Source organism: Hydrogenophaga sp. (assembly GCF_011390835.1).
GTDB lineage: Bacteria > Pseudomonadota > Gammaproteobacteria > Burkholderiales > Burkholderiaceae_C > Hydrogenophaga.
The window spans coordinates 19,140-45,095 of the sequence record NZ_JAABRQ010000018.1 but is presented as its reverse complement, the minus strand read 5'-3'; the positions used below and the strand labels follow the sequence as shown (position 1 = coordinate 45,095).

Here is a 25,956-nt window from a genome sequence, read left to right as displayed (position 1 = left end):
GCTTTGGAACAAGCCGCTGTGCAACGTGCTGCGGGCGCCGATGATCTGGCCGCCTGCGTGGCGCTGATGCGCACCGGCTCGCGCACCTTCTTCGCGGCCAGCCGCCTGCTGCCGCCCCGCGTGCGCTGCGCCGCGATTGCGCTCTATGCGTTTTGCCGCGTGGCCGACGACCTGGTCGACGATGGTGACCTGAGGCTGGATCAGGCCTTGGCCCAGCTCGGCCTGCGGCTGGACCATATTTACGACAACGATCCACTCGACCACCTGGAAGACCGCGCCCTGGCCGAGGTGGTGCGCCGCCACGACCTGCCGCGCCCGCTGCTTGATGCCTTGCTTGACGGCTTTGCTTGGGACGCGCAAGGCCGCGCCTACGACACGCTCGAAGACCTGCACGACTACGGCGCCCGTGTGGCCGGCAGCGTAGGGGCAATGATGTGCTGGATCATGGGCGTGCGCAGCGCACAGGCTCTGGCCCGAGCCTGTGAGCTGGGTGTGGCGATGCAGCTGACCAACATTGCGCGTGATGTGGGTGAAGACGCGCGCAAGGGTCGCCTCTATCTTCCGCGTCAGTGGCTGGTCGACGCCGGCATCGATGCCGATGCGTGGCTCGCCCGCCCAGGCTGCAGCCCGGCGCTGCAAAGCGTGGTCGATCGCTTGCTGGTGGAGGCCGACCAGCTTTATACGCAGGCCAGCAGCGGCATCGCGCTGCTGCCGCGAGACTGCCGTTCGGCCATCTTGGCCGCGCGCCTGGTCTACGCCGAAATCGGGCAGCAGCTGCGGCGCAACGGACTCGATCCGCTGGCGCAGCGCGCGGTGGTGCCGCGCTCACGCAAGCTGGTCCTGCTGGCCTGTGCCGGTGTGCAATCGGGCTGGGTGAGCCGCCGCCCGCCGGTGGTCCCGCCGCTGGCCGCGATTGCTTACCTGGTGGAGCATTGCCATGCCTCGGCCCTGGCACTGTCTGACGGCGAAGCGATGGCCAGTGCGTCGATCAACGGCCGGGTGGCCTGGATGCTCGATTTGTTCGAGCGGCTGGAAGCGCAGAAGCTGGCGCAGCGCGAAGGCGTGCCGCGCGCCCACCCTCGACTGTCGCACTGAGCCACCGCCCACTCAGCGGTTCGGGTAGACGCAGCGAAAGCCGATATAGACCGCGGCGAAGTCGGCGTCTTTCCAGGCGTTGACCTCGGCGCGCATTTGAGATGCGCCGTACCACCAGGAACCACCCATGGTTCGCCGCTCGGCGCCGCGCGCATCGCTCACCCATTCCCATGCGTTTGCCCCCATGTCGAGCAGGCCGTTGACGCCAGCGGCGGTGGCGCCTGCTGGCGCTGCGCGGGGCCAAGCGTCAGGCGCGCTGGTGTTGGCGCCTTGCGGACTGTCGCCGGTGGGGTAGTCGTAGGTCTTGCCACGTTGCCAGGGTGACGGTGGAGACGACCGCTGTTCGGTGTAGGCCGCGCTCATCCACTCGGCCGCCGTCGGTAGTCGTCCGCCAGCCCACTGGCAATAGGCTTGTGCCTCGCCGTGCGTGAGGTGAACCGCCGGCAGCTGGTCGCTGGCGATGGGGCTGCCGTCGGGCGTGCGCCAGGTCCAGCCAGCGCGTTGCTGCCAGCCCCCCACGTATTCAAAGCCACCGCCTTCGCGCTCGGCCCGCGTGCGCAAGCCTGTAGCAGCGGCGAAGCGGGTGAACTGGGCGATGGTCACCTCGGTGCGGTCGATGACGAAGTCGGGCAGTGTCACGCGGTCGGCGGGTTGGGCGGCAGCGCCGCAGACGGCGGTCAACAACGCGAGAGGCAGCGTTCGGCGATCAAGGGCGGCTGGAAAGGGCATGGCGCTATCGTGCCGCGATCGGATTTTCCCCGCAGTGGCTGAGGTCAAGGGCGGTGCATGGGCTGGAGCCTGTCCATGGGCAAGGTCTTGGGGAATGGGGCAAGATCCCCTTTATGCCTGCGACCCAGCCGCCTCTTCCCCTCACCGTCTACTTCGATGGCAGCTGTCCGCTGTGCCAGCGCGAGATCGGTTTCTACCGTCGTATGCCCGCGGCGCAAGCGCTGGGCTGGGTGGACGTGAGCCAGTCGGCTGAGCTGGGAGCGGGTCTGGACTGCCGATCGGCCATGGCGCGATTTCATGTGCGCGACGCCCAGGGCGAGCTGTTCAGCGGCGCGGCGGCCTTCTCCCAGCTGTGGCGGCAGTTGCCCGGCTGGCGCTGGCTGGGCTGGCTGTCAGCGGTCCCGCCGGTGTCCTGGCTGGCCGAGCTCGCTTACCGCGCCTTCCTGCCGGTGCGGCCCTGGATTCAGCGCGGCTTGAACCGCTGGCTCGGCGCGAGCGCCCATGGCCGCTGAACCCGAGCGCGAACACTTCGCCGATGGGGACGAACTTCGGCAACGGCTCTGGCAAGAGCTGCGGCGCGCTGCGGTGGACCGTCATCACGAGTGGCGCACCCCGGTGCTGGCCACCACTGGTCTGGACGGGCTGGCCCAGGCGCGCACCGTGGTGTTGCGCGAAGTGCGCCAGCCGCAAGCGCAGTTGTTGATTTACACCGATGCGCGCAGCCCCAAGGTGGCGGAACTGCTGGCACAGCCCGTGGCCAGTCTGGTGTGCTGGAGCACCCGCCTGAACTGGCAGCTGCGATTGCAGCTGCGCTTTGAGGTGTCGCAAAACGATGAAGAAGCCAGCGCCGCCTGGGAGCGGGTGCGGCAGTCGCCTTCCGCCAACGACTACCTCGCGGCGCGCGCACCCGGCAGCGCCTTGGCCGGTGCGTATGAGGCCGTGCTGGACACGCCACAGATCGCGGTTTTGAGCGGCCAGGTGATCGCCATGGACTGGCTGGAACTGGCGCGCGCCGGGCACCGCCGCGCGCGCCTCGATGCTCAGCGCGTGGAGTGGCTGGTGCCCTGACCGCGTTCAGGTGGCTGACCTCACACCCAGCCCTGGCGCCAGCGATTCGGGTCTTTGAGTTCGCGCCACGCGATGCGGTGCACAGCGCGCGACATCACGGCTTCGATCTCCACCCATTCGATGGCCTCGGCCGGCGGTTCGGGTTTCACCACCACGGTGACGAGAAAGTGTTTGTCTTTGTGCAACGGGGCGACCGCAGTCCATTTGCTCAGCAGCAGCTTTTTGGGATGGATGCGGTTCATGCAGGCGATTGTCCCGCACTCACCGTCACCCTCGCCTTGGCATGCGCCAGGGCAGCATGGCCTGCACCACGGGCGACACAAGGCGCGGCACGTGCAGGGTTTCGTGGAAGCTGGTGACAGTCTCGCCCAGCAGCTGCTGGCGCAGCATGGCGCGCTGGTAGAACGGCGTGTCTTCCAGCTGCTCGACGATCTGTGGCGGCGAGTCGCTGCGCTGTCGGCGCGCGACGCGCCAGGCGGTGTGGGGCAGGGCGTGCTGCGGCGGCGCTTCGAAAGGCGTGACCTGGCCGTCGCGCTGGAAGCGCAGCGCCAGCAGGCGGCCGTGGTCTTGCTCGGGCTCTACGTCGTACAACACCGCGGTGCTGCCGTCGGCGAGGCGGCTGCGTGACCAGTCCCATTCGGTGAAGGCGCGCTCCACCGGCTCATCGCCTTCGTTGCTGTCCAGATAGGCCGATCCGCTCCAGCGCTGAGCCGGGTGCCGCAGCTCCACTTCCACACGCGCCTGCGGCGCGAGTGGCCCCCAGCGATGCCGGCCTTCGGCATCGAGCGTCGTGCTGAAGCTGAACAGTTGCTCGGGAAAGAGGCGGATGCGGCCCTGGATGCGGCGCGGGATGGGCACACCAACCTCGTCGATGTGGATGTCCAGCGAGCTGCCGTTCCAGTGCATTTGGCTGGGGCCGATGCTGAAGTGAGTGCGCTCGCGGTGGTTGTGGCGCTCACCGCGCTCGGTCATGCTCCAGCGCCTCGCGTGGCGGCTGTAGAGCGCGACGTTGAGCGCGCAGTGGTTGTCTGGCCGGGTGGCGGCGCCACCGCGCCGGGCCCAGGCGTAGTAGGGGGAGAAGACGCTGCCGACGAAGGCGATCAGGCTCAGGCCGTGCGTGCCGTCGTCGCTGAGGGCGTCGATGTACCACCAGAGGTAACCGCCGCTGGGCACCGCCTGGTCAAAGCGGGGCTCGCCATCACGGCCGCGGCCGCCAGCTGGCCTGACAACGCCGCCATCGGCACGCCCGGCCCCGGGTGCACGCTGCCCCCCGCCAGAAACAGCCCTGGCACCGAGCTGCTCGCCCCCGAGCGCGCGAAGGCCGACATCCAGCCGTGGCTGGCCTGGCCGTACAGTGCCCCGCCCGTCGCGGGAAACAGGCGATGGAAGTCCACCGGGGTGGTGCGGATCGGCGTTTCGTGGCCGGGCATGATCGTCAGGCCACAGCGGTGCAAGAGGTTGAAGCTGCTGGTCTCGCATGTCTCGATGTCCTTGGCGGTGAGGGTGTCGCTGTCGCCGGTGGCGGGGGCGTTGACCAGGCACAGCAGGCGCTCGGACCCTGTGGGTGCAAGGCCGGTGCCGCGGTCCTGGGCACAGACATAGACTGTGGGCGCTTGCGGCAGCTGGTGTCGCTGGAAGATGTCGGTGAACTCGCTGGCGTAGTCGCGCTGGAAAAACACGTTGTGGCGGTCGAGCGCGAGGCCCTGCGTGGGGGCGTGCATCGACCAGGTGATGGCCGAGAGTGAGCGAGGTGGGGCGCTGGTGGACACAGCGCGTTTCGCGGGCGCGCCGAGCAGGCCGCTGCGCAGCGCAGCGGTGTCGCCGTTGAAGACCACGGCCTCGGCGCTCAGGCGTTCGCCGTTCTCCAGCCGCACGCCCACGGCGTGGCCGTTGTGCATCTCGATCGTTTCGCAAGCCGTGCCATAGCGAAAGCGCGCGCCGCGCGCGATGGCCAGGCGCTCCAGGCAGCGCGCCAGGGCGTGCATGCCGCCATCGATAGTCCACACGCCATCGAGCTCCACCTGCGCAATCAGCATCAGCGTGGCGGGTGCCTGCCAGGGGGAGGAGCCGGTGTAGGTGGCGTAGCGGCCGAACAGCTGGCGCATGCGCGGGTCGCGGAAATGACGCCCCAGCGTGTACCAGAGGCTGCGCATCGGACCGAGCTGGGCGAGCGTGTTGAGGCCTCCAATGCCGAGCGCCCTCGTCAGGCCCCAGAAGTCCGGCGCCGGTCCTCGGATGTAATGCGGCTCCAGCGTGCGGTAGACCTCGGCGGCCTCCAGGCAGAAGCGGCGAAAGCGGTGCGCCTCGTCGAGCCCGGCAAAACTCGTGACCGCATCAAACGATCGCGCCGGGTCTGCAAAAAGGTCGAGCGAGGAACCGTCGTCCCACCAGTGCCGCGCCAGCACCTCCAGTGGTCGGATGGTGAGCTCGGCTTCCAGCGAGGTGCCGACCGAGGCAAGGATCTGGTCGAACACCCAGCGCATGGTGAACACCGTGGGACCGCTGTCGATAGCGCCGCCGCCAACCTGCAGCTGGCGCAGCTTGCCGCCGGGTGCGGCCGCGCTGTCAACCACGGTCACGTCCACGCCCTGGTGTGCGAGCTGCAAGGCCGACACCAGCCCACCCATGCCCGCACCGACCACAACCACCCGTTGTTGCGTCATGGAGGAGGCCCTGGCATCAGAGGTGGTGGTGGGCCTTCTGGCGGGCTGGCGGCCTGGGCCGCGGCTTGCGAAGCGGGGGACGGCCACTGCCCCTGCTGCTCCAGCAGGCGCATGCGCACAAACATCGATTCGGAAAAGTAGTGGTGGCGGTAAGCCGCCTCTATCGCCGCCTGGTGCGCGCCCTGGTGGGCATAGGCCAGCATCGAGGGTGTGTCATCCCAGAGGCTGAAGGTGCACTGCCGGATCAGCGGTGCCTCGCCCAAGCCCACGGCCAGCGAACAGCCTTTGGCGTGCTGCATGGCGTTTTGCGCCGCCGGTGCATTGCGCCAGAAGGCCATGGCCTTGGCGGGCCGTATGCTGGCGCGGGTGAGCGCGGCGAGTGGTCGGGGTGGCTCGGCGTCGTTGGCGGCGCAGGCGTGTGAGCCGAGCTGGGTGGCCGGCGTGGTGCCCCAAGCCTGGCCGTCCCATTGGCCGCGGGCCGAGACCACTTCGAGCATACCGGTCCAGAAATCGGCCGCCCTTTCCTGGTAGGTGTTCACCAGGGGGCTGGCGAGAAAGGCGCGCGCCTGATCGGCGTGGTCAAACACCGTGATAAGACCCTGGTGGGTCGCGCTGGGCCGCAGGCCAAAGCCGCCTTCGTGACCGCTGCCCATGACCTTGGCGAAGATCAGCCCGGGCGTGTCCTTGAGCGCCCCGGGGCCTTGCACCAGCCGCATCCAGGCCCAAGCCTGATGTTCGCGCAGCGTGTTCACAAGCACCACCACCACCACGCCCGAGAGCGTGATGAGGTCGGGATTGGCGGTGGCCATCCGGTGATGCCTCAGCTGACAGGCTCGCTGAACTCGGCTGGCAGCCGGAACAGCACGTCTTCCTGCACCCCTGGCAACTGCAGCACCGGGACCACCGGCCCGTTGTGCCGGGCCTGAAGGGCATGGACCACTTCTTGAACGAGTAACTCGGGCGTGGAGGCGCCCGAGGTCACGCCCACGCGGGCGGCACCTGAGAGCCACTCGGCGCGGATCTCGGTGGCGTCTTGCACCAGGTGAGCATCCACGCCGACGCGATCGGCCACTTCGCGCAAGCGGTTGGAGTTGGAGCTGTTTCGCGCGCCGACCACCAGCACCAGATCGACTTGCTCGGCCAGCGCGCGGACCGCGATCTGGCGGTTCTGCGTGGCGTAGCAGATACCGTCCACATCGGGACCAACGAGGTGCACAAAACGCTTTGAGAGGGCATCAATGATGTCTCGCGTGTCGTCGATGCTCAAGGTGGTCTGCGTCACGTAGGCCACCGGGGCATCGGCAGGCAGGCGCAAGGCGTTCGCATCGGCGGTGCTGCTCACCAGGTGCACCGGCGCGTTGACGCAACCGATCGTGCCTTGCACTTCCTCGTGACCGGCGTGACCGATCATCACCAGCACATGACCCATGCGCGCGAAGCGCTGCGCCTGCTGATGGACTTTGCTCACCAGTGGGCAGGTGGCGTCGATGGTGTTCAGGCCGAGCCGCCGAGCCTGCGCCACCACCTGGGTGGACACGCCATGGGCACTGAACACCACGGTGCCGCCGACCGGCACCTGTTCGATGCTGTCAACAAACACCGCACCGCGGTCACGCAGATCGTTCACCACCCACTGGTTGTGCACGATCTCGTGGAATACATGGACCGGCGCCCCATGCCCGGCGAGTGCGCGCTCAACGATCTCGATCGCTCGCGTCACCCCAGCGCAGAAGCCGCGCGGCTGGGCCAGCACAACTTGCATGGGGGACACATCCTGTGGCAAGACCGCTGGTGCTCAGGCAATCACTGTGCAGCAGCGGGCGTTGCCACCGGCTCCACCACCGCAGGCGCTTTGGCAAAGGCCGCGCGCAGCGTGGCCAGTTCCGGGTGATCCTTGAGCATGGACTGGCCAAACAGCGGCTTGTACGCGCCCTGGTGGCAGGTGGCGCAGTTGAGCTTGGCCACGTCGCCCAGTTCGCCCTTGCGCTCGGTGGGGAAGGTGTCGGTCAGGGGCACGAGGAAGTCGTTGTTGACCTCGCGGGTCATGCGGATACCGTGGTATGCGGTGGCACGCTGCGGCGGTGCGCCGTCCCAGGCGCCAAAGGAGTGTGTGTTGTGGCAGAAGGTGCAGTTCACGCCCAGCGAGCCCGCCATGTGCGTCATGAGCGCGTAGGTCTTTTCGGTGCGCTGGATGCTGCTGGTGTTGCCGGCGGGCAGGGCGGTGGTGCCGGCCACGCGGATCGGCTCGTTGCCCAGCAGATACGACGTAAACGGGTCGTAGGGCAGCGAAGTCAGCTTGACGCTTGGCGCTGGCGTGTTCTGCCCGGCCTTGTCACCGATGAAATTGGATCCCTGGGGCTGCGAATCGGCGGTGAACCAGACGAACTTGGGCACGGGTTGACCGCGGTGGCAAGTGAAGCAAGTGACACCTGCCTGACCCACGTGGTTCTGCCACTTGCTGTTGATGGTCTGCGTCATCTGCACCATCTTGCGAGCCACGATCTTGGTGTAGAGGCTGTCGTCGGCGAAGTTGCCGGCGTTGTGGCAGTAGTTGCAACCCTTCTCGGGCGATACCCAGGCCGTCATCGACACCATCAGCCGGGTGAACTCACCCACGCTCAGGTCGCCGAGCACCTTGACGTTCTGATAAACATCGCCGGCCTTGGGGCCATCTGCCGAGGCGGGCGGTTGGGCCTCTGGAACCACGTTGGCCTCGATCACGCCCTCCAGGGTGCGCGGGTTGTACACCTGGACCATGCCAGTGCCCCGGTAGCCGTGTTGCACGGTGTCCATGGGTGGACGCTCGCAGGCAGTAAGCAGTACCAGGGAGCCGAGCGCCAGCGTCTTGAGCCAGGTGGCGGGGGTTTTGAGCAGGTCTTTCATCACTGGCCTCCTGGGGTCAGGGCCGGATCCATCACGGCCGGGAACACATTGGGGTAGGCCGGTGCGACGCCGTGTTTGACGGCCCACAGGTACCAGTTGTCGACCACGGTGCCCGTCAGCAGGATGCCGATGCCGCCCACCAGGGGGCAGAGGACCGCAAACCACCAGGCCCAGCGGTGAATGGATTCCATGGTGGCGTTGAACCCCATGGTCCAGCGCCAGAACAGGGCCGCGCGCTCGCTGGCGGTGCCGCGGTCCACGATCTGTTCGATCTCGCGCTCGCCACCGAACTTGCTCACCGCGAGGATGGTTGCGCCGTGCATGGCAAACAGCAGGGTAGCGCCATACAGGAACGCAATCGACAGCGCGTGAAAGGGGTTGTAGAACAGGTTGCCATAGCGCAGTGAAAACGCCGCGGTCCAGTCGAGGTGGGGGAAGATGCCAAAGGGCACGGCTTCACTCCATGAGCCCATCAGGATGGGGCGGAAGAACCCCAGCACCAGAAACAGCCAGATGGCGGCAGCAAATGCCCAGGCCACGTGCGTTCCCATGCCGAGCTCTCGGGCACGCCTGTAGGTGCGAGCCCACCAGAGCAGCAAGGAGGCGGTCAAGAGGCCACCAGCCATCAGCCACCAGCCGCCCTGGTTGAGCGGCGGCAACGACAGGCCGTATTGCGGCGGCGGCGGCTCCAGCGAGAGCCAGAACAACTGGCGGATGAACTGGATCGGATCCCAGTTCACCGAGGCCAGCATGTTCATGCCCATGATGTTGAAGGCCAGTGTGCCCAGGATCAGCGAAGCAATGCCCAGACCGCCCAGGTAGATGGGTCCGATCTGGGCATTGCCCAGCCGGCCCAGCAGGTGAAAGCTCGCCGGCTTCTCACCGGTGCGCGGACTGTTGCCGTGGCCCAAGGGTACACCGTGGTGCAGCGGCCCAGTGGCCTGCACCGTGGTGAAGAGGTTTTGGTATTGCGCCATGTTGTGCTCCTCGTGTTGTGCTTATTGCAGCGGCCACTGCGCCCAGATCGGCATGTTCAGCCACCAGCCCCACCACTCGGGCCATCCACGGCTCCAGAACGGTCCGCTGATGACGATGCACAGCGCGCTGAACAGCACCGCGGCCAGCGCCAGGAACAGGCCCAGGCGGTGGATGCCGAGGGTGCCGATCGAGTAGCCGATGGTGTCGCGGAAGAAGGTGTCCTCGTGCTCAGGCGTCTTGACCGTCTCACCCTTCATGGGATTGGTCGCCGAGAGGATGAGCGAGCCGTGCAGCGAGAGCGCAAACACGGTGGCGAAAAAGAAACTCACCGCGATCATGTGTGCGGGGTTGTAGTGGAAATGCAGGTACTGGTAGCCCACGTTGGACACCCAGTCGAGGTGGCTGAAGATGCCGTAGGGAAAGCCGTGCCCCCAGGCGCCCAGCAGCACCGGGCGAATCACCACCAGCGTCACATAGGCCAGGATGGCCACCGCAAAGGCGGCTGGCACGTGGTAACCGATGCCGAGTTTTCGGCAGATCTCCACCTCGCGCATGGCCCAGGAGCCGAAGGCCCCGATGGCGCACACGGTGATGAGCTGCCACAGGCCGCCCTCCATCAGCGGAGCGAAGCGCAGGCCGTAGGACAGGTCGGGCGGGGCGATGCTGATCTGCCAGAGGTTCCAGGTCGGCCCTTGCGAGGCGCCCCAGAGGATCATGGCGGTGCCCAGGATCGTGAAGAAGATCGTGGTGACACCAAAGAAGCCGACCCAGAACGGGCCCACCCAGAAATCAAACAGGTCGCCGCCAACCAGTGTTCCGCCTCGAACACGGTATTTCTTTTCAAAGTTGAGCATGGCCATGGTGCGGCCCTCCTGACTCAGGTGGTGTTGTGGTCGTCAAGCAAAAAATGGGGAGGGGGCAGATGCTGCGCCAAGCCAAACGCGCGGTCGCGGCATCTGCACACCTCGTGCAACGTTCAGGACGTCGCAGCTGGGGTGGCAGCAGGCATGGGCGCGATGAGCGCCGAGCCAGCTGGGGCCTTCTTGGGGCCGTCGAGCCAGTTGAACTTGTTGGTGCTCAACAGGATGAGGTGGATCATGGCTGCGAGCGCAAACAGAAACACTGCCTGGGCAACCATGGTGCGAAGGGGGTCGAAAAGACGCCAAATTCTCCACATGATGAATACTCCTTAAATCAGTTGGGACATGAGTGTGAAAACCGCGGCATGCACGCCCGCAAAGAGGTTGGTCTTGTGCTCTGCGCCCGGCAGCCAGTCCTGCCAGTGCAGCCCGACCAGATGGCCCAGCAGCGCGACAGACAGCAGCAGCACGAAACACGGTGCGAAGATCAGGACAAACGACAGCTTGTCTTCTCTCGGCGTTGACTTATGGGTGTCATAAGACATGTCGTTCATGGCGGTTTCTCCATTCATGAAAAGTTAAGCCGGTCTCGACTCAGAGCCAGGGCCGCCAGAACCAGACCAAGAGATGGGCCACCACGGCAATTGCCGTGAACCCAATAAAGCCTTGGATGTAGTACTGGTGGAACTCCTGAGCTTCCTCGTCGGTCAGGCCGGAAATCGATGTCCGCGTTGCCATACGAATGCTCCTTCTCAAATTGGCCGTGAGGCCAGTGCTGCGCCCAACCCGCGCAACATGGGTAGCCGCAGCGAGATGCCACGACATGGGGTGGACCGGGCCGCAGGGCCCGAATCGCGAATGGGGGTGAGGGCAGCGCGGCTCATGCCGGCTCCCGCTCTGCCTGGGCTGTCATGCCCAGCGTTTCGCCGGCGGTGTTCACATGGCTGGCAAGGACTGTGGGTGCACCGGCCTCCCGGGCCTGCTGCTCGGCGGTGTCGCGCAGCCGCTTGGCCACCGAGATCTGCACCAGCACCGGCTGGTTGGCAATGAGGGCGTGCAGCCGGACCTGGGCCTGGTCATCCCAAGGTGTGGCGGCAGCGCTCGTGCTGCGCGCCAGCGTGGGGTCGACCTTGTCCATGTCGGTACCCAGCGGCAGGATGTGGAACAGCGCATCAAACAGCGCGTTGCACACTTCCTGAATCAGGTAGGTGGCACCGCTGTAGCCCATGAACGGCGTGCCGGTGTGGCGGCGAATGATGGCGCCTGGGAACGAGGCCGGGATGAAGGCGGCACGCATCGGGCCCGTGCTGCCGGCCTCGGCCAAGTACATGCGTTCGTTGTAGCTGCCGAACAGAATCAGGGGTGTCTGCGTCTTCACCAGCTCGCGCACCGCCGCGTTGTCGGTCTTCTCGCCGGACTTGCGCGAGACGGCGAACTTGCAAGGCAAGCCCATCTCGGTTTCCAGGAAGTGCTGCAGGCCGCGCGCGTAGGTTTCGGTGGCCACCACCGCAAAACTGGCGGTGGCGAAAAAGTCTTGCGTGACCGAGCGCCAGAGGTCCCACACCGGCTTGATGGTGGTGTGCTTTTCGCGCTCGATGAAGGGCTCGGGGTCCAGTCCCAGCAGTTCGCCAAGCTTGCGCAAAAACTTGGTTGTGCTGTGCAGGCCGATCGGCGCTTGCAGATAGGGCCGATCCAGTGCTTCGCAGAGCATGCGGCCAAACTCGCGGTACATGCAGATGTTCACATCGGCTTCGACCAGGCGCGATACCTCGGACAGGTGCGACCCCAGCGGGAACACCAGGTTGATCTCGGCGCCGATGCCTTGCACCAGGCGGCGGATCTCGGCAAGGTCGCTGGGGCTGTTGAAGGTGCCGTAGCTCGGCCCGATGATGTTGACGCGGGGCTTTTCACCTGCGGGGCGCTCGGCGAAAGGCTTGCGGGCCGGCACCTGTTTCATGCCGAATTCGCTCCAGAGCCAGAACATGGCGCGGTTGGCGCACTGCCACTGGTCTTCGTCGATGGTGCGCGGCAAGAAGCGCATCAGGTTCGTGCCCTCGGGTGTCACACCACCGCCGATCATCTCGGCAATCGAGCCGGTGACCACCACAGCAGGAAGCTCAGGGTCGAGCACGGCATGGGCGCGCTTCATCGCGCCTTCGGTGCCTTCGCGACCAAGCTGTTCTTCGGCCAGGCCGGTGACGACGATGGGCAGCTCGTGTGGAGGCAGCGCGTCGGTGTAGTGCAGCACCGAGGTGACCGGTAGGTTCTCGCAGCCCACCGGGCCGTCGATCACCACCTGCAGGCCTTTGATGGCGGTGAAGACATACACCGCGCCCCAGTAGCCGCCGGCTCGATCGTGGTCTAGAACCAGCATGTCAGCACCTCCGTTGAGAGCGGGGAAGCGTTCCAGCACATGCCGAAGATCCGGCTTTTCTGGTCAGATCGCTTGGCCCTCTTGAGGGGGTGGCGACCGCAGGTCGACGCGAGGGTGTTCATGATCCGATCGCCTCGCGCTTCTTGGCGGCTTTTTCATTCTGGCGTCGCATTTCCTTGCGGAAGTTCGGGAACGCCTGGGGCACGCCTTCCCACACGCCAGCTTTGTCGCCTTGGCCGACGCTGCCGAAAAAGTCTTTCATTGCGTCGAAGCGCGCCTGGTTGCCTATGGCGGCGTTGATCACCTGGATCAACGATCCGGCGCCAGCGACGCCCATCAGAGGGCGCGCCGAAATCAGGTTGGTGTAGTAAAGCGCCGGCACGCAGGCTTCCTTGGCGGCCTGCACCACCGGCGTCGTGCCGATGGCCAGCTGCGGCTGGTATTCGTGCAGCGCGTCGAGATCGTTTTCGAGTGAGGCGCGGAACTGCACCTGAACACCCTTGGCGCGCAGCCACTCGGCATCATGTGCATTCCAGGGCGTGGCCGGGCAGGCCGAGCCGACATAGCGCAGATCGGCGCCGCACTCGACCAGCAGGCGGCCCACCAGCAACTCGGAACCTTCGTAGCCGCTGAGCGTGATCCGACCGTGGATTTTCTGTTGTGACAGCACGCCGCGGATGGCGGCCAGCGTCTGGTTGCGCGCGGCGTCAATGCGCGCCTGCGGCACACCGGTGGCCTGTCCAATGGCGCCCAGCCAGTCGTGCGTGCCGTCCACGCCCACCGGCGCCGAGCCGACGATGGGCCGGCCAGCGGCCTCAAACTCCCGGATGCTGGCGGTGTAGAAGGGGTGGATGGCGGCCACAGCCGTGCCGTCCAGCGCGGCATACAACTCGCGCCATTCGCGGGTGGGGGCGACCGTGCCCACGGCCAGGTCCATGGGCGCGATCATCTGCGCGATCAGCATCGGGTCTGCCGGGAACATTTCGCCCAGCAGCGTGATGGTGGGCTTGTCGCTGCGGGCCTGGCGCGGCGCCGGCACCGGGCCAGCCATGATCTCCTGGCGCGCGTACTTCAGCATCGCACCGGTGAGCACGTCTTTCGCCTCGGCGTGTGTCGGCACGCCAAAGCCGGGCACGTCGATGCCGATGATGCGAACGCCGTTGATGGCGGTGGGCAGCAGCTGCAGCGGTACGCCGCTGGCGGTGGGTACGCAGAGGTTGATGATGACGATGGCGTCGAGCTGGGTCGGATCCGCCTGGGCGTGCACCGCCTCGCGGATGTCTTCAAACAGCTTGCCGGTGACCAGCGATTCGCTGTTGAACGGCACATAGCCCACGCTGCGGCGCGCGCCGTAAAAGTGGCTGGTGAAGGTGAGGCCATAGACGCAGCAGGCCGAGCCGCTGAGGATGGTGGCGGTGCGACGCATGCGCAGACCGACGCGCAGCGAGCCGAATGCGGGGCACATGCTTTGCGGCTGGTCGTGCGGGCCTTGCTGTTCGCGCTTGGGATAGTCCTGGGCGTAGCGGTTCAGTACCTCGCTCTTGCCGGCGGACTTCGCCGCCGCCAGCAGCGTGTCACCGCCCGAATGGCAGCCCATGCCATCGCCGTCGACGGCCGTGGGCACCTTCAGCGGGACGATGGGGATGGTGGTGCCGTTCATGGCTCAGACCTCGTCGTAGACCACTTCGAGGGAGGGCTTGGTGGATTCGGTGCGGCCACACATGTCGAACTGCGTGGCAGGCTCAAGCACCACGTCGCGCCCCACCGAGGCGGCAGAGAACAGGGCGAGCAGGTCGTCTTGCGACAGCGGGTTGGGCCGCTTCGGGGTGGACTCGCCAACGTTGTGCGCCAGCTCGGCGAACATCGGACCCCAGACCGAGTCGGGCCGGCCAATGATTTCGTAGCTGGCGCTCTTGCGGCGGATGTCGTCGTCGGCCGGAATCACCGAGAGCACCGGGATGCCGACCTGCTCGGCAAAGGCTTTGGCCTCGCCGGTGCCGTCGTCGCGGTTGATCACCATGCCAGCCACGCCGACGTTGCCGCCGAGTTTGCGGAAGTATTCAACCGCGCTGCACACGTTGTTGGCCACATAGAGCGACTGCAGGTCGTTGCTCGCCACGACGATGACCTTCTGGCACATGTCGCGGGCGATTGGCAGACCAAAGCCGCCGCAGACCACGTCGCCCAGGAAGTCGAGCAGCACGTAGTCAAAGCCCCACTCGTGAAAGCCCAGCTTCTCCAGCAGCTCGAAGCCGTGGATGATGCCGCGACCGCCGCAGCCGCGGCCGACCTCGGGACCGCCGAGCTCCATGGCGTAGACGCCGTCGCGCTTGAAGCAGACGTCGCCGATGGCCACCGCCTCACCTGCCAGCTTTTTCTTGCTGCTGGTTTCGATGATGGTGGGGCAGGCACGGCCACCAAACAGCAGGCTGGTTGTGTCGCTCTTGGGGTCGCAGCCGATCAGCAACACCTTCTTGCCCTGCTGCGCCATCATGTAGCTGAGGTTGGCCAGGGTGAAGCTTTTGCCGATGCCGCCCTTGCCGTAGATCGCAATGATCTGCGTCTCTTTTTTCACCTCACCGGTGTGCACCGGATCGGGCTCGATGGCCGCTTCCTGGCGCAACTGGGCCTGGAAGTTGACCGGGTGACTCTTGATTTCGGGTGCGTTCATCAGTGTCTCCAGTCGAGGACCATCTTTAGACAGTCGGGGTCCGCAAAAGCGGTTTCGTAAGCCCGGGCCGCGTGGTCCGGGGTTTGCGAGTGGGTGATCAGGCCGTCGAGCGAAAGGCGCCCGCTTTGCACCAGCTGGGTCACGGCGAGCAGGTCGGCGCGTTTCCATTCGGCGGCAATGCGGATCTGCGCCTCGCGCATGAAGGCGGGGGCGTAGGCGAAAGAGATGTCTTGCTTGTAGAAGCCGGCCAGCACCACCTCGCCGCCCTTGGCCAGGCGCGGAATCACGCGGTGCAGGATGGCGGCGTCGCCACTCACGTCGTAGATCGCGCGGTAATCCTTGCGGTCGTCGTCATCGGGTGCGATCACGCTGTAGCCGTTGGCACCGGCTTGACGGCGAAGCTGGGTTTCCCAGACCACCGGAGCGGGAGCGCCGGCGGCCACGGTGAGGCGGGCCAGCAGCCGACCCATGACGCCGTGGCCGACGATGAGGTCGGGTGGGGCAGCTGGATCGCGTCCGCCGCCGCAGGCCACGGTGTGGTACGCGGTGGCAGCCAGGGCGAGGAGCACGGCGTCGGCGCCGAGGTCGCGCGCTAGGCGCACCGCACGGTCGTGGGGCACGATCAGTCGCGAGCCTGCGCCGCCAAACAGGTTGTGCACGCCTTCGAAGCTGTAGGAGCCGGGCACAAACACCCAGTCTCCGACGCTGATGCAGCCCTGGCCCTGGCCTTGGCCACAGGCTCCCTGGGTGCTTACCACCCGGCCCACGGTTTCGTAGCCAGGAACCAGCGGGTAGCCCATGCCGGGGAAGGGCGGCATGCTGCCGTCCCAGAGCAGGCGCTCGGTACCGGTGCTGATGCCGCTGTGGCTCACTTCGACTTCCACGTCACCGTCCACCATGGCGCGCATTGGCAGGCTACGGACCGAGAGCTGGCAGGGCTGCTGGAAAACAATGGCGTCGGCGTTCATGAAATGTATTAAAGAACTGACAACTACAACTGTCAATCTAAATTGACGCTTTTACCCAAGTCAGCGGGTAAACCCCTAGATTTGCGACCCACCAGCAACTGCGCGTGCAGCGGCATGGGGTTGGGCACCAGCTCGATATGGGTGAAGCCGGCCTCGCTCATCAGCGCGCTCAGCGCCTGGGGAGTGCGCAGCCGGCCGGAGCCCATGGCCATCAGGTAGAAGTGGTAATAGGGGTCGCTGCTGGACGGCTGGCCATCGGTCTTCGCCATAGGCTCGGCAAGCAACAGGGCCCCTCCCAGCGGCAAGGCTTTGTGAATGGCGCGCAACACGGTGAGCACGGTGCGGTCGTCGTGGTCGTGGGCCACACGCACCAGCGTGGCCAGATCGGCGCCGCCCGGGAGCGCGTCGGTCGTGAAGCTGCCGCCGTGGGTGGTAATGCGGTCCGCCAGCCCTCGGCGGATGATTTGCTCCTGGGCCAGGGCGGCCACCGGCGGCAGGTCGAACAGCTGCAGAGACAGCTGGGGGTGGCGCTCTGCCAGCGCGCTGACCCAGCCGCCCATGCCGCCGCCCACATCGAGCACCCGCTGGTGCTGGGCAAACGGGTAGGCAGCCAGCAGCTCGTCGATCACGAAGCGTTGCGAGGTCGCCATCAGCGACGAGTAGCGCGCGAACTGTGCCTCGGGCGCGGGCGGCTGGGGTTGCCCTGCCTGCTCACCGACCTGATGATCGGTGTAAGGCCAGTAACGGTGCATGTGCGCGCCATCGGGGTCGCGCAGCAAGGCCAGCGGGTCGCGTAGGTCTTCATAGAGCGTGGCGTTGTGCTCGACCATGTCGCGGATGCCAGGGTGGGTGGCCACCGGCGCGCCAAGGGCGCCAAGGCCGTAGCGACTGCCGCTGCGCTGGTCGAGCAGCCGCATGGAAACGGCGGACGCCAGCAGGCGCTGCAGTCCCGCGGCGGGCAGCTGGGTGAGCCGGGCCAGCTCGTCGAGGCTGCGAGGCTGCTCCCGCACGGTTTCCAGCAAGCGCAACCGGACGCAGGCTAGCAAGACCTGCGAATGCACGAAGCCGGCCATCAGTTCAAACAGCTGGGCCGAGCGGCGGCGCACCAGCCAACGTGTCAGCGGGTTGTGCTGCGCCCAACGGTGCAGGGCGGGCCGGGTCATCCAATCGTCCACTTGCGAAGCCCATCGCTCGCGCCAGGATGGTGCGCTGAGCAGGCGGGGCAGAGGCTCGGGGGTGTGCAGAGTGGACATGGGCGGGGTGCTCAGGCGGCGATTTGCAGGGGCGCCGGGGCGCTGGCGATGCGGCCTTCGAGCACGGCGCGCTCGCAGGTGCTTTGGGGCATCAGCCGCTCGGATTCGCGCAGCACGATCTGGCGCATGGCGGTACGGCTGGGGCAGTCGGGCACCGAGTCGATGGCGTTCTGCATCAGGCGGCGAAACAGGTGAATGGCGTCGGCCAAGCCGAGGTCGTGCGCGGCGCTGGGCCGGCCGTGCTGAGCGTCCTGTCCGGCGGGTTTTCCCAACTGGTCCGAATGCAGCAGCACATCGCGGATGTCGTCGGCGACCTGGTAGGCCTCGCCCAGGCACTCGCCCAGACCGCGCCACGGCATGGGGTCGGCACCGGCCGCCTGCGCGCCAGCGCAGGTGGATGCCACAAACAGCGCGCCGGTCTTGGCGCGCTGGTACTGGCTGAGCGAGACTCTCGATTCACATTCCCAGGCTTGGCCGGCCACGATGCCGTCGGGTGCGCCCACGCCATCGCTTATGGTTTGCAGCAGGCCCGCGAGCCGCGCCGGCTGTGCGGCGCCGGCCCGCGCCAGGGTCTGGTAGGCCAGGATGATGAGGGCGTCGCCCGTGAGCAGGGCCAGCGGCTCGCCGAACACAGTGTGCACCGTTGCCTGACCGCGGCGTGTCGCCGCGTCGTCGAAGCAGGGCATGTCGTCGTGCACCAGAGAGGCGCAGTGCAGCATCTCGATGGCGCCGGCCGCGGCGTCGGTCAGCGCGGGGGCGTCTTCACCGCAGGCTTGCGCGACAGCCAGACAGAGCTGGGGCCTGATGCGTGCACCGCCGGGAAACACGGCGTGTCGCATGGCGGCAATCAATCGGGGCGGTGCGCTGGCGCCGGCAGCGCGCTGAAGCTGGGCGTCTAGCGCTTGCTGGATGCGTGACATCATGGGCATGGACTTCTCGCCTGCAGACGTGATGTCATCAACGTGTGACATCTACATGTGTCAATCTAACATGACACTATCGGATGTCAAGCGGCTTTGCGGCACCGCGGTTCAGGGTTTTCCCGTGGGTTTAAGTCGGGTCTGGGGGCGCAGGCGCGGCAACCTGCCCCGCCTGGGCGCGTGCGGCCAACCCATAGGGCCGCACCAGGTGCACCACGTGCTCGGGCACCATGGATTTCAGGCGTGCCGGTGATTCCCGTTCCAGATGCACCACCGTTTCCACCGCCTTCATCTCGACCCGCGCGCGTGCGAATTCCAGGCCGCGCGGCCCGACTCGCGGCATCAGCCAGCCCACGATGGGGCGCAGCCAGTCGGGCATGCGCCGCAGTGGCAGACCGCCCGCGGCACGTTCCACGTTCTTCAGAAAGCCTTTCACGGCGCCCGCGCGCTGGCCGGCCGAGCTCGGCGCGTGGGTGATGACCTCGTCACTTAGACTGTCCAGCAGCGCCTGGCCGCGCGAGTTGCGCACCAGCAGCCACTGCTCGCCGCGCCCGCCCATGTAACCCACCGTAATGTCGGACAGCGCATTGGTGTAGTCCACGCAGGTGCGGCAGGTCATGGGGAAAAAGTCGGGCGGCAGGGTAGACAGCGGCAGCTGCAGGAACGGGATGGTGCGCACCTCGCCACCCTTCATGCGGATCTCCACGTGGTAGTCGGCGCGGAACTCCAGGTAGGTCACGTCTTGTGGTTTGGGAGAGACCAGGGTCAGGAACTCATGGAATCGCTCGGTGGTGGTGTTATCGGAGCAGGGCGTGCCGATCACCAGCAGTTCTTTCAGGCCGTGTTCGCGCTCCAGCTGTGGCTGGATTGCGCGCAGCGCGTAGATCTGGCAGGGAATGCCGATCACCGCCAGCCGCTTGTGGCCTTGCGCCAGCGCGGGCTCCACCAGCGCCACCAGCGGTGCGTAACCCATGCGCATGCCGCGACAGCGGGCCATGTCCTCGGCGCGCGTCACCACCACGGGCAGCGGGCGCCAGGGGTCGTCGGGGTGCGGTGCCATCGCAATCACCGCGTCCACTTCACCGCGGGCCAGCAGCCGCTCGGCTATGCGGGTGGTGATGCCCGTCCACTGCGCACCCACCAGCGGCGTTTTCAGCCGCGCCTGCAGCATCTGCTGGTGTGGTCCGAAAAACAGCTCGTCGTCCGCCGCGCCATCGGCCCCAGGCAGGCGCCGCGCGCGGCCATGCACCTGCTGCTCCAGGCGCGGGTAGTCGGGTGCGATGAACTGACAAGCCTGGCCGCAGCGCTTGGGATCCTGGGTGCGCGAGAGACCGCAGTCGGTGCAGAAATGGCGCGGTGGCGCGTCGGGTAGCGCGGGTGTCCAGGGCTCGCGAGCGGGGGTCATGCCACCTGCTCCGCGTCCAACAGGTATTCGGCCACGCGCGCCGGGTCTTCCTCGTGCGCCAGGTGACCCAGCCCGTCGAGCACGGTGATGCGTCCGCGCGCTGCATCGCTCAGGCGGGCCAAGACGCGCTGCGCCTGCTCCGGCGGCACGGTGCGGTCGCGCGAACCCACCAGCAAATCGAGTGGCACCGCCAGTCGCGGTAGGTCGGCGGCCAGGGTCGGGAGATCCCAGTTGGCCATCATCCCCAGTGCGCCGGTGGCGTGTGCCGGGCTACTGACCAGGCGCCGGTAGAGCGCGGTGCCGGTGGGGTCGAGCGTGGAGCCGGTGCTCTGCAGCAGGCGCTGCAGCACGGCCGGCTCGCCCGCGCGCCAGGCAAACAGGCGCGGCACGAGCGGCACAGACGCCATCAGCTTGGCGGCCGGTGAAAACACCGCGCCGGCGAGCCCGCCCAGCGGCAGCAGGGCCGCGTTCAGCCCGCTCAGGCGCTGCGGGTTGATGAGGCCGTCCAGGCACATGCGCACCGCGATCGCCGCGCCAGCTGAATGACCCACCACGCGGGCTGGGCGCTGGTCGAGGGCTTGCATCAAACCCTTTAGCGCAGCGGCCATGCCGGGCAAGGTGAGTTGGGGCGAACCCACCCCGCCGGGTGGCAGGCCGGTGAAGGCATGGCCGGGCAGATCGGGCGCGATGACCTGATAGCGCTTGGCCAGCAGTGGTGCCAGGTCCCGCCAGGAGTGGGTGGAGGCGCCGGTGCCGTGCAGCAGCAGCAGGCAGGGCGCATCAGGCGCCGGTCCCGGGAAGTGCTGCACATGCCAACGCAGACCAGCCGCATGCACAAAGCGGCTGTGCTGTGCGTGCGGCCATTCAGGGCCGTCGCGCTCCCAGTCCAGCGCGCCGGACATGCTCACCGCACCGCCGCTGGCGAGGCGGCCAGCGACACCACCTGGCTCAGACCCTGGGCGCCGGCGTGTGGCAGGGGTATGTAAGACGCGGCCATCTCGACCGACAGCAGGCGCGCGGCTTCGCTGGGTTGTGGTGAGGTGTCGATCAGCAGGGCGCTGAGAGCCTGCGTCCTGAACTCGGCGGCGGCCTGCAGCGCATCGGCGGCGGCCTGGGTGCGACCGGGCGTGCCGTCGGCGGCGATGTTGGCGCGGCCGTCGGTGAGGAACACGACCAGCGGCGAGTCGCCTTGCCGCGCCAGCTGCGTGGCCAGTTCGCGCGCGGCGTGGATGCCAGCCGCCAGCGGTGTGCCGCCGCCGCCGGGCAGGGCGGCCAGAGAGCGTTTGGCGCGTGCCAGCGAGCGTGTGGGCGGCAGCAGCAGTTCCACGCCCGCGCCGCGAAACGCCAGCACCGCGACCCGGTCGCGCCGCACATAACACTCGGCCAGCAAGAGCTCCACCGCGCCCTTGGCCTCGGCCAGCCGGTGCAACGCAGCCGAGCCCGAGGCATCGACCACGAACACGGTGGTGGTCGGGCGGTGCTGCCGGAACCGCCGCACATGAAAGTCCTCGCGCCGCACCTCAATGCGCTTAGCAGGCGTGTCTGCCCGGCGCCGCAAGCGCTGCCATGGCGCTGCGGCGCGCAGCGTGTCGAGCACATGCAGCCGGGCCCCGTGGCGCGGTTCGCCGCGCCGCGTACCCACCGGGCGACCGCGGTGCGCGTGCTTTTGCTGAGCACCTGCGGTGCCGGCGGTTTTGGCTTGGGCCTGGCGCTGCTGGCCCAGCTGCAGCGCGGCGAGCAGGCCGGGCGGCAGCGCGGCCTGCATGGCTTCGATGAGCTTGTCCTCCAGTGCCTGGGGATCTGGCGCTGGTGGCCTTTGGGCGTCGTCTTCAGCCGCGGGCGGATCGTCGGTCGGTGGATCCTGGTCGGGTGGGCTTTCAGCCTCCGGTGGCTCCTCAGCTTGCTCGGGTGCTTCCTCTGAAGACGGCAACTGGGTGGCCCGTGGTGCCAGCACCAGGCGCGCGGCCAGGGTGGCGTGGTCTTCGTCGGCTTCGCTCAGGCCCGCCAGCGCCGCCAGGGCACGGGTCGCGCGCACCGCCATCACCGGCGCGCGCATCGATGGCACGCCCCAGGCCATGGCGGCGGCGCACAAGGCCTGCACCAGCGCGTCGGGCACAGCGACGCTGGGCCAGGCGGCGCGGGCGGCGGTGATGTCGGCGAGGTCGAACACCGGCGCATCCTGCTCCGCGCCCGCTGGCTCGAGCGACAGCCAGAATGCAAGCCGGTCCAGCAAGGTGGCAGGCAGGTGTTCGTCGTCGGCCTGTCCTTCGTCCAGTGCGATCAGCGCGAGCCGAGCCGGCGCGGCATGCGACAGGCCATCGCGTTGCAGATGCACCTCGTGTTGGTCGAGCGCCGCGCTCAGGTAGGCAGCCACGCCGGGGCCACAGCGCTCGGCCATGGCCAGCAGCAGCACACCACCATCGGCCCGCGCCAGCAGCCCTGGCAGGGCCACCGGCCGACCCGCGCTCAAGGTGGCGGCCAGATCGAGACCGCCCAGCAAGGCGCTGTCGCTGGCGTGGTGCGGCACACGCAGCCAGGGTGCCGAGGCCGGCAACAGGGATTTGGCCAAGGCCAGCCAGTCGCCGCGCAGCTCGCTGGCAGGCGCCCGAAGCGCCACGCCGCCCAGACCCACCGGGTCCACCGCGAGCAGCGCCGCGGCGAGCACCGCGTCGGGTGCCAGCGCGGGACGCTGGCTGATGTTCATGCCGGCAGCAGTTCGGCCACCGCCCGCTCCACGCGGGTGGACGAGCCGGCGTTGTCCAGCGGATTGCGGCGCAGTCGGTGGCGCAGGGCGGGCGCGGCGATGCGGCGGATGTGATGGTCCGCCACCGCCTTGTCGCCGTCCAGCGCGGCCAGCGCTCGGGCCGCGCGCAAGAGGGTAAGGTCACCGCGCAAGCCGTCGGTGCCTAGTGCGGCGCAGAGGCTGGAAATGCGCTCGCGCACGGCGTCGCTCACGCTCACCGCCGGCAGGCGCTTGCGGGCCGCGACGATCTGTTTGCGGATGCGTTCGTCGTCGGGCTGCCACTGCGCGATGAAGGCACTGCGGTCCTGTTCAAAGGCGTCGCGCCGCTTGACGACTTCCACCCGATCGACCAGCTGGTCGGGCGTTTTCACCTCGACCGACAGGCCAAACCGGTCCAGCAACTGTGGCCGCAGCTCGCCTTCTTCCGGATTGCCGCTGCCTACCAGCACAAAGCGCGCCGGGTGCCGCACCGACAGGCCTTCGCGCTCGACCACGTTTTCGCCCGAGGCGGCCACGTCGATCAGCAGGTCGACCAGGTGGTCCTCCAGCAAGTTGACTTCGTCGATGTAGAGAAAACCGCGATGCGCCTGGGCCAGCAGGCCGGGCTCAAACGCCTTCACACCTTGCGACAGGGCGCGCTCCAGATCGAGCGCGCCGACCACGCGGTCTTCGGTTGCGCCCAGTGGCAGATCGACCACGGGCACCGGAATGAGGTGGGTCTTGGGCGAGCTGCCCGCAGGCCGCAGGGTGGCACATTCGGTGCAGCCACCAGCGGCCTCGGTCGGGTCGCAGCCGTAGCGGCAGCCTTGCACTGCTTTCATCTTGGGCAACAGCGCGGCAAGTGCGCGCACCGCGGTCGATTTGCCGGTGCCTCGGTCGCCCAGCACCAGGATGCCGCCGATGCTGGGGTCGATCGCAGCGATCAGGATCGCCGTCTTCATTTCTTCCTGGCCGACGATGGCCGAAAAGGGGAATGCCTGTGCCATAAGGTAGTAAAGGTTGGGAATTCAGTATGGCACAGGCGGCGCGAAAGCCGGATTGGTTACGGTACTGAGTGTCCAAGTTCTAATACAGATTTCCTCTGCGGTGCCGGTGTTCAGCGCATCCACACCGCGCGCCACAGCAGCACCGGCACATCCCAGACCCGCAGGCGCGGTCGAACCTGCCAGCTGCGGTAGCCGCCGGCGGCCAGCTTGTCCAGGATGCGCAGTCCACCCTGGATCACCAGGCGCAACTCCCAGCCGGCCCGGCCCTGCACGCGGCGCGCCAGCGGCGCGCCTTCCAGCATCAGGCCATGCGCCTGCAGACACAGCGCGGCCACGGCACGCGCCATGCGCACCTGGGTCGCTGGTTCGGGCCGGGCGTCGGCCGCGAAGTCGGCCAACTGCACTCCGTGGCGGCCCAGCGCATCGATCGGCAGGTAGTGACGTCCACGCGCATGGTCGACCCGGATGTCTTGCCAGAAGTTGATCAGTTGCAAGGCGCTGCAGATCTGGTCGCTCTGTTTCAAGGACGCTGCATCGCGCACGCCATACAGGTGCAGCAGCAGGCGACCCACCGGGTTAGCCGAGCGGCGTGCGTAGTCGAGCAGCTCGGGGGTGTTGGCATAGCGGTGGCCGCTGGCGGTGTGGCGCACATCTTGCTCAAAAGCGCTGATGAGGTCATACAGCAGCGGGCCAGGCAGCTGATGCTGCGCCACCGCGGCGCGCAACGGCTTGAAGATGCCCGGCCAGCGGGCGTCGACCGGCGCCTCTCCCGCCAGGCAGCGGTCCAGCTCGTGGCGGTAGCCGTCCAGTTCGGCCAGGCGCTGTTCGGCAGAGGCCTCACCCTCGTCGGCCAGGTCATCGGCGGTGCGGGCAAAGTGATAGACGGCTTGAACCGCCGGGCGCAGCTCGGGCGGGCACAGCCAAGACGCGACTGGAAAGTTTTCGTAGTGCTCGACACCAGCGATCGGGGAGGGTGCGCGCGCAGCGGCACCTGGGTTGGTGGTGCTCATGGCCGGCTCCGCGCGTCCGCGGCCCTCCGCTGTGATGCGTCTGTCAGCCTTGCCAGCGTCGACCCCTGCTCGCGGACGTGGCCGTGCGACAGTACGCCCCACGCAGCCCCGATGGGGTTTGGCGATTGCACTACAATTTTGCTTACTAACCGGTCAGTCATTAATTTCCTGGTCGCTTTGTTGGCTTCAATCTCGCCGCGCTCGCTGCCTCGCCGGCTTCTCCCAGACTTTCGATGCCCATGAGAACTTTGCCCATTGTCTTCGCCTTCTCGGTTGCCCTGGCACTGGGTGCTTGTAGCAAGCCTGAGCCGCCGATGGAGCCCATCCGCTCGGTGAAGTTGCTCACTGTGCAGGCCGATGGCCTCAACCTGTCCACAGAATACGCGGGTGAGGTGCGGGCGCGGGTGGAATCGCGGCTGGGCTTTCGGGTCGGCGGCAAGCTGCTCCAGCGCCCGGCCGAGGTCGGCCAGCGCGTGAAGACCGGCCAGCTACTGGCTCAGCTGGACGCCAACGATCTCAACCTCGCCAGCCAGGCGGCCCAGGCTCAGGTGGCTGCTGCGCTCACGCAGCGCGATCTGGCGGCGGCCGATCTCAAGCGCTTCACCGATCTGCAGGCGCAGGGGTTCGTCAGCGGCGCCGAGATCGAACGACGCCAGGCCACGCTGCAGGCGGCCGAAGCAGGTCTGAAACAGGCCATGGCGCAGGGATCGGTGCAGGGTAATCAGGCGGGCTACACCCGGCTGCTGGCCGACGGTCCAGGCGTGGTGCTGGCGGTCGAGGCCGAGGTGGGCCAGGTGGTCAGTGCAGGCACGCCGGTGGCGCGCATCGCCCGAGATGGCGCGCGCGACGTCGTGTTTGCCGTGCCCGAAGACCGGCTGGCGCAGGTGCGAACGGGCTTGACCGCGCAAGTGCGTTTGTGGTCGACCACGGGTGGTGCGTCCGCAGCCGTCCTTAGCGGTGTGGTGCGAGAGGTGGCGGCGGCTGCCGACCCGCAGACCCGCACCTACCAGGTGCGCCTGGCTTTGCCTGATGACGCACCCGTGTCCTTGGGCGCGACGGCCTACGTGACGCTGCCGGCGCCAGCAGGGGCCGTGGCCCAGGCGATCAAGTTGCCGACCAGCGCGCTCATGAACGACACGACGAAAGGTTCTTCAGCCAGTGCGGTCTGGGTGTTCGACGCGGCCAGCGGCACGGTGCAGACGCGCCCGGTGGTGGTGGCGGGCGCCGACGGCAACCAGGCGGTGATCGCTGATGGGCTCAAGCCGGGTGAAGAGGTGGTGGCCACGGGCGTGCATGTGCTGTCTCCTGGGCAGAAGGTGGTGCGCTTTGCCACCCCCTCGCAGTGAGGGC

At 67.5% G+C, this 25,956-nt stretch carries 27 protein-coding genes; 4 read left to right on the top strand and 23 right to left on the bottom strand.

Annotated elements, in window-relative coordinates:
- Positions 1-3 precede the first annotated feature (3 nt).
- Positions 4-1,095, top strand: a complete 1,092-nt coding sequence (locus GPT34_RS11905; protein WP_291012643.1) for a phytoene/squalene synthase family protein — start codon at positions 4-6, stop codon at positions 1,093-1,095.
- A gap of 12 nt (positions 1,096-1,107) precedes the next feature.
- Here the strand turns inward: GPT34_RS11905 and GPT34_RS11900 are convergent, their stop codons facing one another.
- Complete coding sequence (locus tag GPT34_RS11900) at positions 1,108-1,824, bottom strand: SUMF1/EgtB/PvdO family nonheme iron enzyme (protein ID WP_291012641.1); 717 nt, start codon at positions 1,822-1,824, stop codon at positions 1,108-1,110.
- A 113-nt stretch (positions 1,825-1,937) separates the two neighbouring features.
- Between GPT34_RS11900 and GPT34_RS11895 the strand changes: the two genes are divergently transcribed.
- Together GPT34_RS11895 and GPT34_RS11890 are read left to right on the top strand one after the other, a co-directional pair.
- Complete coding sequence (locus tag GPT34_RS11895; protein ID WP_291012638.1) at positions 1,938-2,336, top strand: DUF393 domain-containing protein; 399 nt, start codon at positions 1,938-1,940, stop codon at positions 2,334-2,336.
- Positions 2,326-2,892, top strand: a complete 567-nt coding sequence (locus GPT34_RS11890; RefSeq protein ID WP_291012636.1) for a pyridoxamine 5'-phosphate oxidase family protein — start codon at positions 2,326-2,328, stop codon at positions 2,890-2,892. Before GPT34_RS11895 ends, GPT34_RS11890 begins: the two co-directional genes overlap by 11 nt.
- 20 nt (positions 2,893-2,912) lie before the next feature.
- On the opposite strand, the gene GPT34_RS11885 is transcribed toward GPT34_RS11890, so the two are convergent.
- From GPT34_RS11885 to hpnC, 22 genes are all read right to left on the bottom strand, one after another.
- Complete coding sequence (locus GPT34_RS11885) at positions 2,913-3,134, bottom strand: TIGR02450 family Trp-rich protein (RefSeq protein ID WP_291012633.1); 222 nt, start codon at positions 3,132-3,134, stop codon at positions 2,913-2,915.
- Positions 3,135-3,159: 25 nt separating this feature from the next.
- On the bottom strand, positions 3,160-4,065 hold the full coding sequence (locus GPT34_RS11880) for a carotenoid 1,2-hydratase (protein ID WP_291012631.1): 906 nt from the start codon (positions 4,063-4,065) through the stop codon (positions 3,160-3,162).
- A complete protein-coding gene (gene crtD / locus GPT34_RS11875) occupies positions 3,999-5,555 on the bottom strand; it encodes a 1-hydroxycarotenoid 3,4-desaturase CrtD (RefSeq protein WP_291012628.1) in 1,557 nt (518 codons plus the stop codon). The genes GPT34_RS11880 and crtD overlap by 67 nt, the downstream gene beginning before the upstream one ends.
- On the bottom strand, positions 5,552-6,364 hold the full coding sequence (locus tag GPT34_RS11870) for a hypothetical protein (protein WP_291012625.1): 813 nt from the start codon (positions 6,362-6,364) through the stop codon (positions 5,552-5,554). The genes crtD and GPT34_RS11870 overlap by 4 nt, the downstream gene beginning before the upstream one ends.
- Before the next feature lie 11 nt (positions 6,365-6,375).
- Positions 6,376-7,317 (bottom strand): 4-hydroxy-3-methylbut-2-enyl diphosphate reductase, encoded by a 942-nt coding sequence (gene ispH / locus GPT34_RS11865; protein WP_291012623.1) that lies wholly within the window; start codon positions 7,315-7,317, stop codon positions 6,376-6,378.
- A gap of 41 nt (positions 7,318-7,358) precedes the next feature.
- Positions 7,359-8,438 carry a photosynthetic reaction center cytochrome PufC gene (gene pufC, locus GPT34_RS11860; RefSeq protein WP_291012620.1) on the bottom strand — a complete coding sequence of 360 codons (1,080 nt, stop codon included), beginning with the start codon at positions 8,436-8,438 and terminating at the stop codon, positions 7,359-7,361.
- Complete coding sequence (gene pufM / locus GPT34_RS11855; protein ID WP_291012617.1) at positions 8,438-9,415, bottom strand: photosynthetic reaction center subunit M; 978 nt, start codon at positions 9,413-9,415, stop codon at positions 8,438-8,440. Before pufM ends, pufC begins: the two co-directional genes overlap by 1 nt.
- Before the next feature lie 21 nt (positions 9,416-9,436).
- Positions 9,437-10,276, bottom strand: a complete 840-nt coding sequence (gene pufL, locus GPT34_RS11850; RefSeq protein WP_291012615.1) for a photosynthetic reaction center subunit L — start codon at positions 10,274-10,276, stop codon at positions 9,437-9,439.
- 116 nt (positions 10,277-10,392) lie between these two features.
- Complete coding sequence (gene pufA / locus GPT34_RS11845) at positions 10,393-10,593, bottom strand: light-harvesting antenna LH1, alpha subunit (protein WP_291012613.1); 201 nt, start codon at positions 10,591-10,593, stop codon at positions 10,393-10,395.
- Positions 10,594-10,605: 12 nt separating this feature from the next.
- Positions 10,606-10,830: a hypothetical protein gene (locus tag GPT34_RS11840; protein ID WP_291012610.1), complete on the bottom strand. Its 225-nt coding sequence runs from the start codon at positions 10,828-10,830 to the stop codon at positions 10,606-10,608.
- A gap of 40 nt (positions 10,831-10,870) precedes the next feature.
- Positions 10,871-11,014: a light-harvesting antenna LH1, beta subunit gene (gene pufB, locus GPT34_RS11835; RefSeq protein ID WP_291012607.1), complete on the bottom strand. Its 144-nt coding sequence runs from the start codon at positions 11,012-11,014 to the stop codon at positions 10,871-10,873.
- A gap of 142 nt (positions 11,015-11,156) precedes the next feature.
- Positions 11,157-12,650, bottom strand: a complete 1,494-nt coding sequence (bchZ, locus tag GPT34_RS11830) for a chlorophyllide a reductase subunit Z (RefSeq protein ID WP_291012604.1) — start codon at positions 12,648-12,650, stop codon at positions 11,157-11,159.
- Between the two features lie 118 nt (positions 12,651-12,768).
- Positions 12,769-14,310 carry a chlorophyllide a reductase subunit Y gene (gene bchY / locus GPT34_RS11825; RefSeq protein WP_291012601.1) on the bottom strand — a complete coding sequence of 514 codons (1,542 nt, stop codon included), beginning with the start codon at positions 14,308-14,310 and terminating at the stop codon, positions 12,769-12,771.
- A 3-nt stretch (positions 14,311-14,313) separates the two neighbouring features.
- Positions 14,314-15,321, bottom strand: coding sequence for a chlorophyllide a reductase iron protein subunit X (locus GPT34_RS11820; RefSeq protein WP_291012598.1), 1,008 nt, complete (start codon positions 15,319-15,321; stop codon positions 14,314-14,316).
- Positions 15,321-16,289, bottom strand: coding sequence for a chlorophyll synthesis pathway protein BchC (bchC, locus tag GPT34_RS11815; RefSeq protein WP_291012596.1), 969 nt, complete (start codon positions 16,287-16,289; stop codon positions 15,321-15,323). The genes GPT34_RS11820 and bchC overlap by 1 nt, the downstream gene beginning before the upstream one ends.
- Before the next feature lie 32 nt (positions 16,290-16,321).
- Complete coding sequence (locus GPT34_RS11810; RefSeq protein ID WP_291012594.1) at positions 16,322-17,542, bottom strand: methyltransferase; 1,221 nt, start codon at positions 17,540-17,542, stop codon at positions 16,322-16,324.
- Positions 17,543-17,553: 11 nt separating this feature from the next.
- Positions 17,554-18,513 carry a polyprenyl synthetase family protein gene (locus GPT34_RS11805; RefSeq protein ID WP_291012592.1) on the bottom strand — a complete coding sequence of 320 codons (960 nt, stop codon included), beginning with the start codon at positions 18,511-18,513 and terminating at the stop codon, positions 17,554-17,556.
- A gap of 79 nt (positions 18,514-18,592) precedes the next feature.
- Entirely contained in the window at positions 18,593-19,867 is a 1,275-nt protein-coding gene (locus tag GPT34_RS11800) for a Coenzyme F420 hydrogenase/dehydrogenase, beta subunit C-terminal domain (RefSeq protein WP_291012590.1), read from the bottom strand.
- A complete protein-coding gene (gene bchO, locus GPT34_RS11795) occupies positions 19,864-20,769 on the bottom strand; it encodes an alpha/beta fold hydrolase BchO (RefSeq protein ID WP_291012587.1) in 906 nt (301 codons plus the stop codon). The genes GPT34_RS11800 and bchO overlap by 4 nt, the downstream gene beginning before the upstream one ends.
- A 2-nt stretch (positions 20,770-20,771) precedes the next feature.
- Complete coding sequence (locus tag GPT34_RS11790; RefSeq protein WP_291012584.1) at positions 20,772-22,571, bottom strand: magnesium chelatase subunit D; 1,800 nt, start codon at positions 22,569-22,571, stop codon at positions 20,772-20,774.
- Positions 22,568-23,596 (bottom strand): magnesium chelatase ATPase subunit I, encoded by a 1,029-nt coding sequence (gene bchI, locus GPT34_RS11785; RefSeq protein ID WP_291012581.1) that lies wholly within the window; start codon positions 23,594-23,596, stop codon positions 22,568-22,570. The genes GPT34_RS11790 and bchI overlap by 4 nt, the downstream gene beginning before the upstream one ends.
- A gap of 110 nt (positions 23,597-23,706) precedes the next feature.
- A complete protein-coding gene (hpnC, locus tag GPT34_RS11780; RefSeq protein WP_291012579.1) occupies positions 23,707-24,606 on the bottom strand; it encodes a squalene synthase HpnC in 900 nt (299 codons plus the stop codon).
- Positions 24,607-24,845: 239 nt separating this feature from the next.
- Between hpnC and GPT34_RS11775 the strand changes: the two genes are divergently transcribed.
- Complete coding sequence (locus tag GPT34_RS11775; protein WP_291012577.1) at positions 24,846-25,952, top strand: efflux RND transporter periplasmic adaptor subunit; 1,107 nt, start codon at positions 24,846-24,848, stop codon at positions 25,950-25,952.
- Positions 25,953-25,956: the final 4 nt, after the last annotated feature.

Excerpts from the sequence above, each read along its gene's own strand:
- GPT34_RS11900 (WP_291012641.1), bottom strand. The coding sequence starts at position 1,824 with ATGCCCTTTCCAGCCGCCCTTGATCGCCGAACGCTGCCTCTCGCGTTG.
- GPT34_RS11895 (WP_291012638.1), top strand. The coding sequence starts at position 1,938 with ATGCCTGCGACCCAGCCGCCTCTTCCCCTCACCGTCTACTTCGATGGC.
- GPT34_RS11890 (WP_291012636.1), top strand. The coding sequence starts at position 2,326 with ATGGCCGCTGAACCCGAGCGCGAACACTTCGCCGATGGGGACGAACTT.
- GPT34_RS11885 (WP_291012633.1), bottom strand. The coding sequence starts at position 3,134 with ATGAACCGCATCCATCCCAAAAAGCTGCTGCTGAGCAAATGGACTGCG.
- crtD (WP_291012628.1), bottom strand. The coding sequence starts at position 5,555 with ATGACGCAACAACGGGTGGTTGTGGTCGGTGCGGGCATGGGTGGGCTG.
- GPT34_RS11870 (WP_291012625.1), bottom strand. The coding sequence starts at position 6,364 with ATGGCCACCGCCAATCCCGACCTCATCACGCTCTCGGGCGTGGTGGTG.
- ispH (WP_291012623.1), bottom strand. The coding sequence starts at position 7,317 with ATGCAAGTTGTGCTGGCCCAGCCGCGCGGCTTCTGCGCTGGGGTGACG.
- pufC (WP_291012620.1), bottom strand. The coding sequence starts at position 8,438 with ATGAAAGACCTGCTCAAAACCCCCGCCACCTGGCTCAAGACGCTGGCG.
- pufM (WP_291012617.1), bottom strand. The coding sequence starts at position 9,415 with ATGGCGCAATACCAAAACCTCTTCACCACGGTGCAGGCCACTGGGCCG.
- pufL (WP_291012615.1), bottom strand. The coding sequence starts at position 10,276 with ATGGCCATGCTCAACTTTGAAAAGAAATACCGTGTTCGAGGCGGAACA.
- pufA (WP_291012613.1), bottom strand. The coding sequence starts at position 10,593 with ATGTGGAGAATTTGGCGTCTTTTCGACCCCCTTCGCACCATGGTTGCC.
- GPT34_RS11840 (WP_291012610.1), bottom strand. The coding sequence starts at position 10,830 with ATGAACGACATGTCTTATGACACCCATAAGTCAACGCCGAGAGAAGAC.
- pufB (WP_291012607.1), bottom strand. The coding sequence starts at position 11,014 with ATGGCAACGCGGACATCGATTTCCGGCCTGACCGACGAGGAAGCTCAG.
- bchZ (WP_291012604.1), bottom strand. The coding sequence starts at position 12,650 with ATGCTGGTTCTAGACCACGATCGAGCCGGCGGCTACTGGGGCGCGGTG.
- bchY (WP_291012601.1), bottom strand. The coding sequence starts at position 14,310 with ATGAACGGCACCACCATCCCCATCGTCCCGCTGAAGGTGCCCACGGCC.
- GPT34_RS11820 (WP_291012598.1), bottom strand. The coding sequence starts at position 15,321 with ATGAACGCACCCGAAATCAAGAGTCACCCGGTCAACTTCCAGGCCCAG.
- bchC (WP_291012596.1), bottom strand. The coding sequence starts at position 16,289 with ATGAACGCCGACGCCATTGTTTTCCAGCAGCCCTGCCAGCTCTCGGTC.
- GPT34_RS11810 (WP_291012594.1), bottom strand. The coding sequence starts at position 17,542 with ATGTCCACTCTGCACACCCCCGAGCCTCTGCCCCGCCTGCTCAGCGCA.
- GPT34_RS11805 (WP_291012592.1), bottom strand. The coding sequence starts at position 18,513 with ATGTCACACGTTGATGACATCACGTCTGCAGGCGAGAAGTCCATGCCC.
- GPT34_RS11800 (WP_291012590.1), bottom strand. The coding sequence starts at position 19,867 with ATGACCCCCGCTCGCGAGCCCTGGACACCCGCGCTACCCGACGCGCCA.
- bchO (WP_291012587.1), bottom strand. The coding sequence starts at position 20,769 with ATGTCCGGCGCGCTGGACTGGGAGCGCGACGGCCCTGAATGGCCGCAC.
- GPT34_RS11790 (WP_291012584.1), bottom strand. The coding sequence starts at position 22,571 with ATGAACATCAGCCAGCGTCCCGCGCTGGCACCCGACGCGGTGCTCGCC.
- bchI (WP_291012581.1), bottom strand. The coding sequence starts at position 23,596 with ATGGCACAGGCATTCCCCTTTTCGGCCATCGTCGGCCAGGAAGAAATG.
- hpnC (WP_291012579.1), bottom strand. The coding sequence starts at position 24,606 with ATGAGCACCACCAACCCAGGTGCCGCTGCGCGCGCACCCTCCCCGATC.
- GPT34_RS11775 (WP_291012577.1), top strand. The coding sequence starts at position 24,846 with ATGAGAACTTTGCCCATTGTCTTCGCCTTCTCGGTTGCCCTGGCACTG.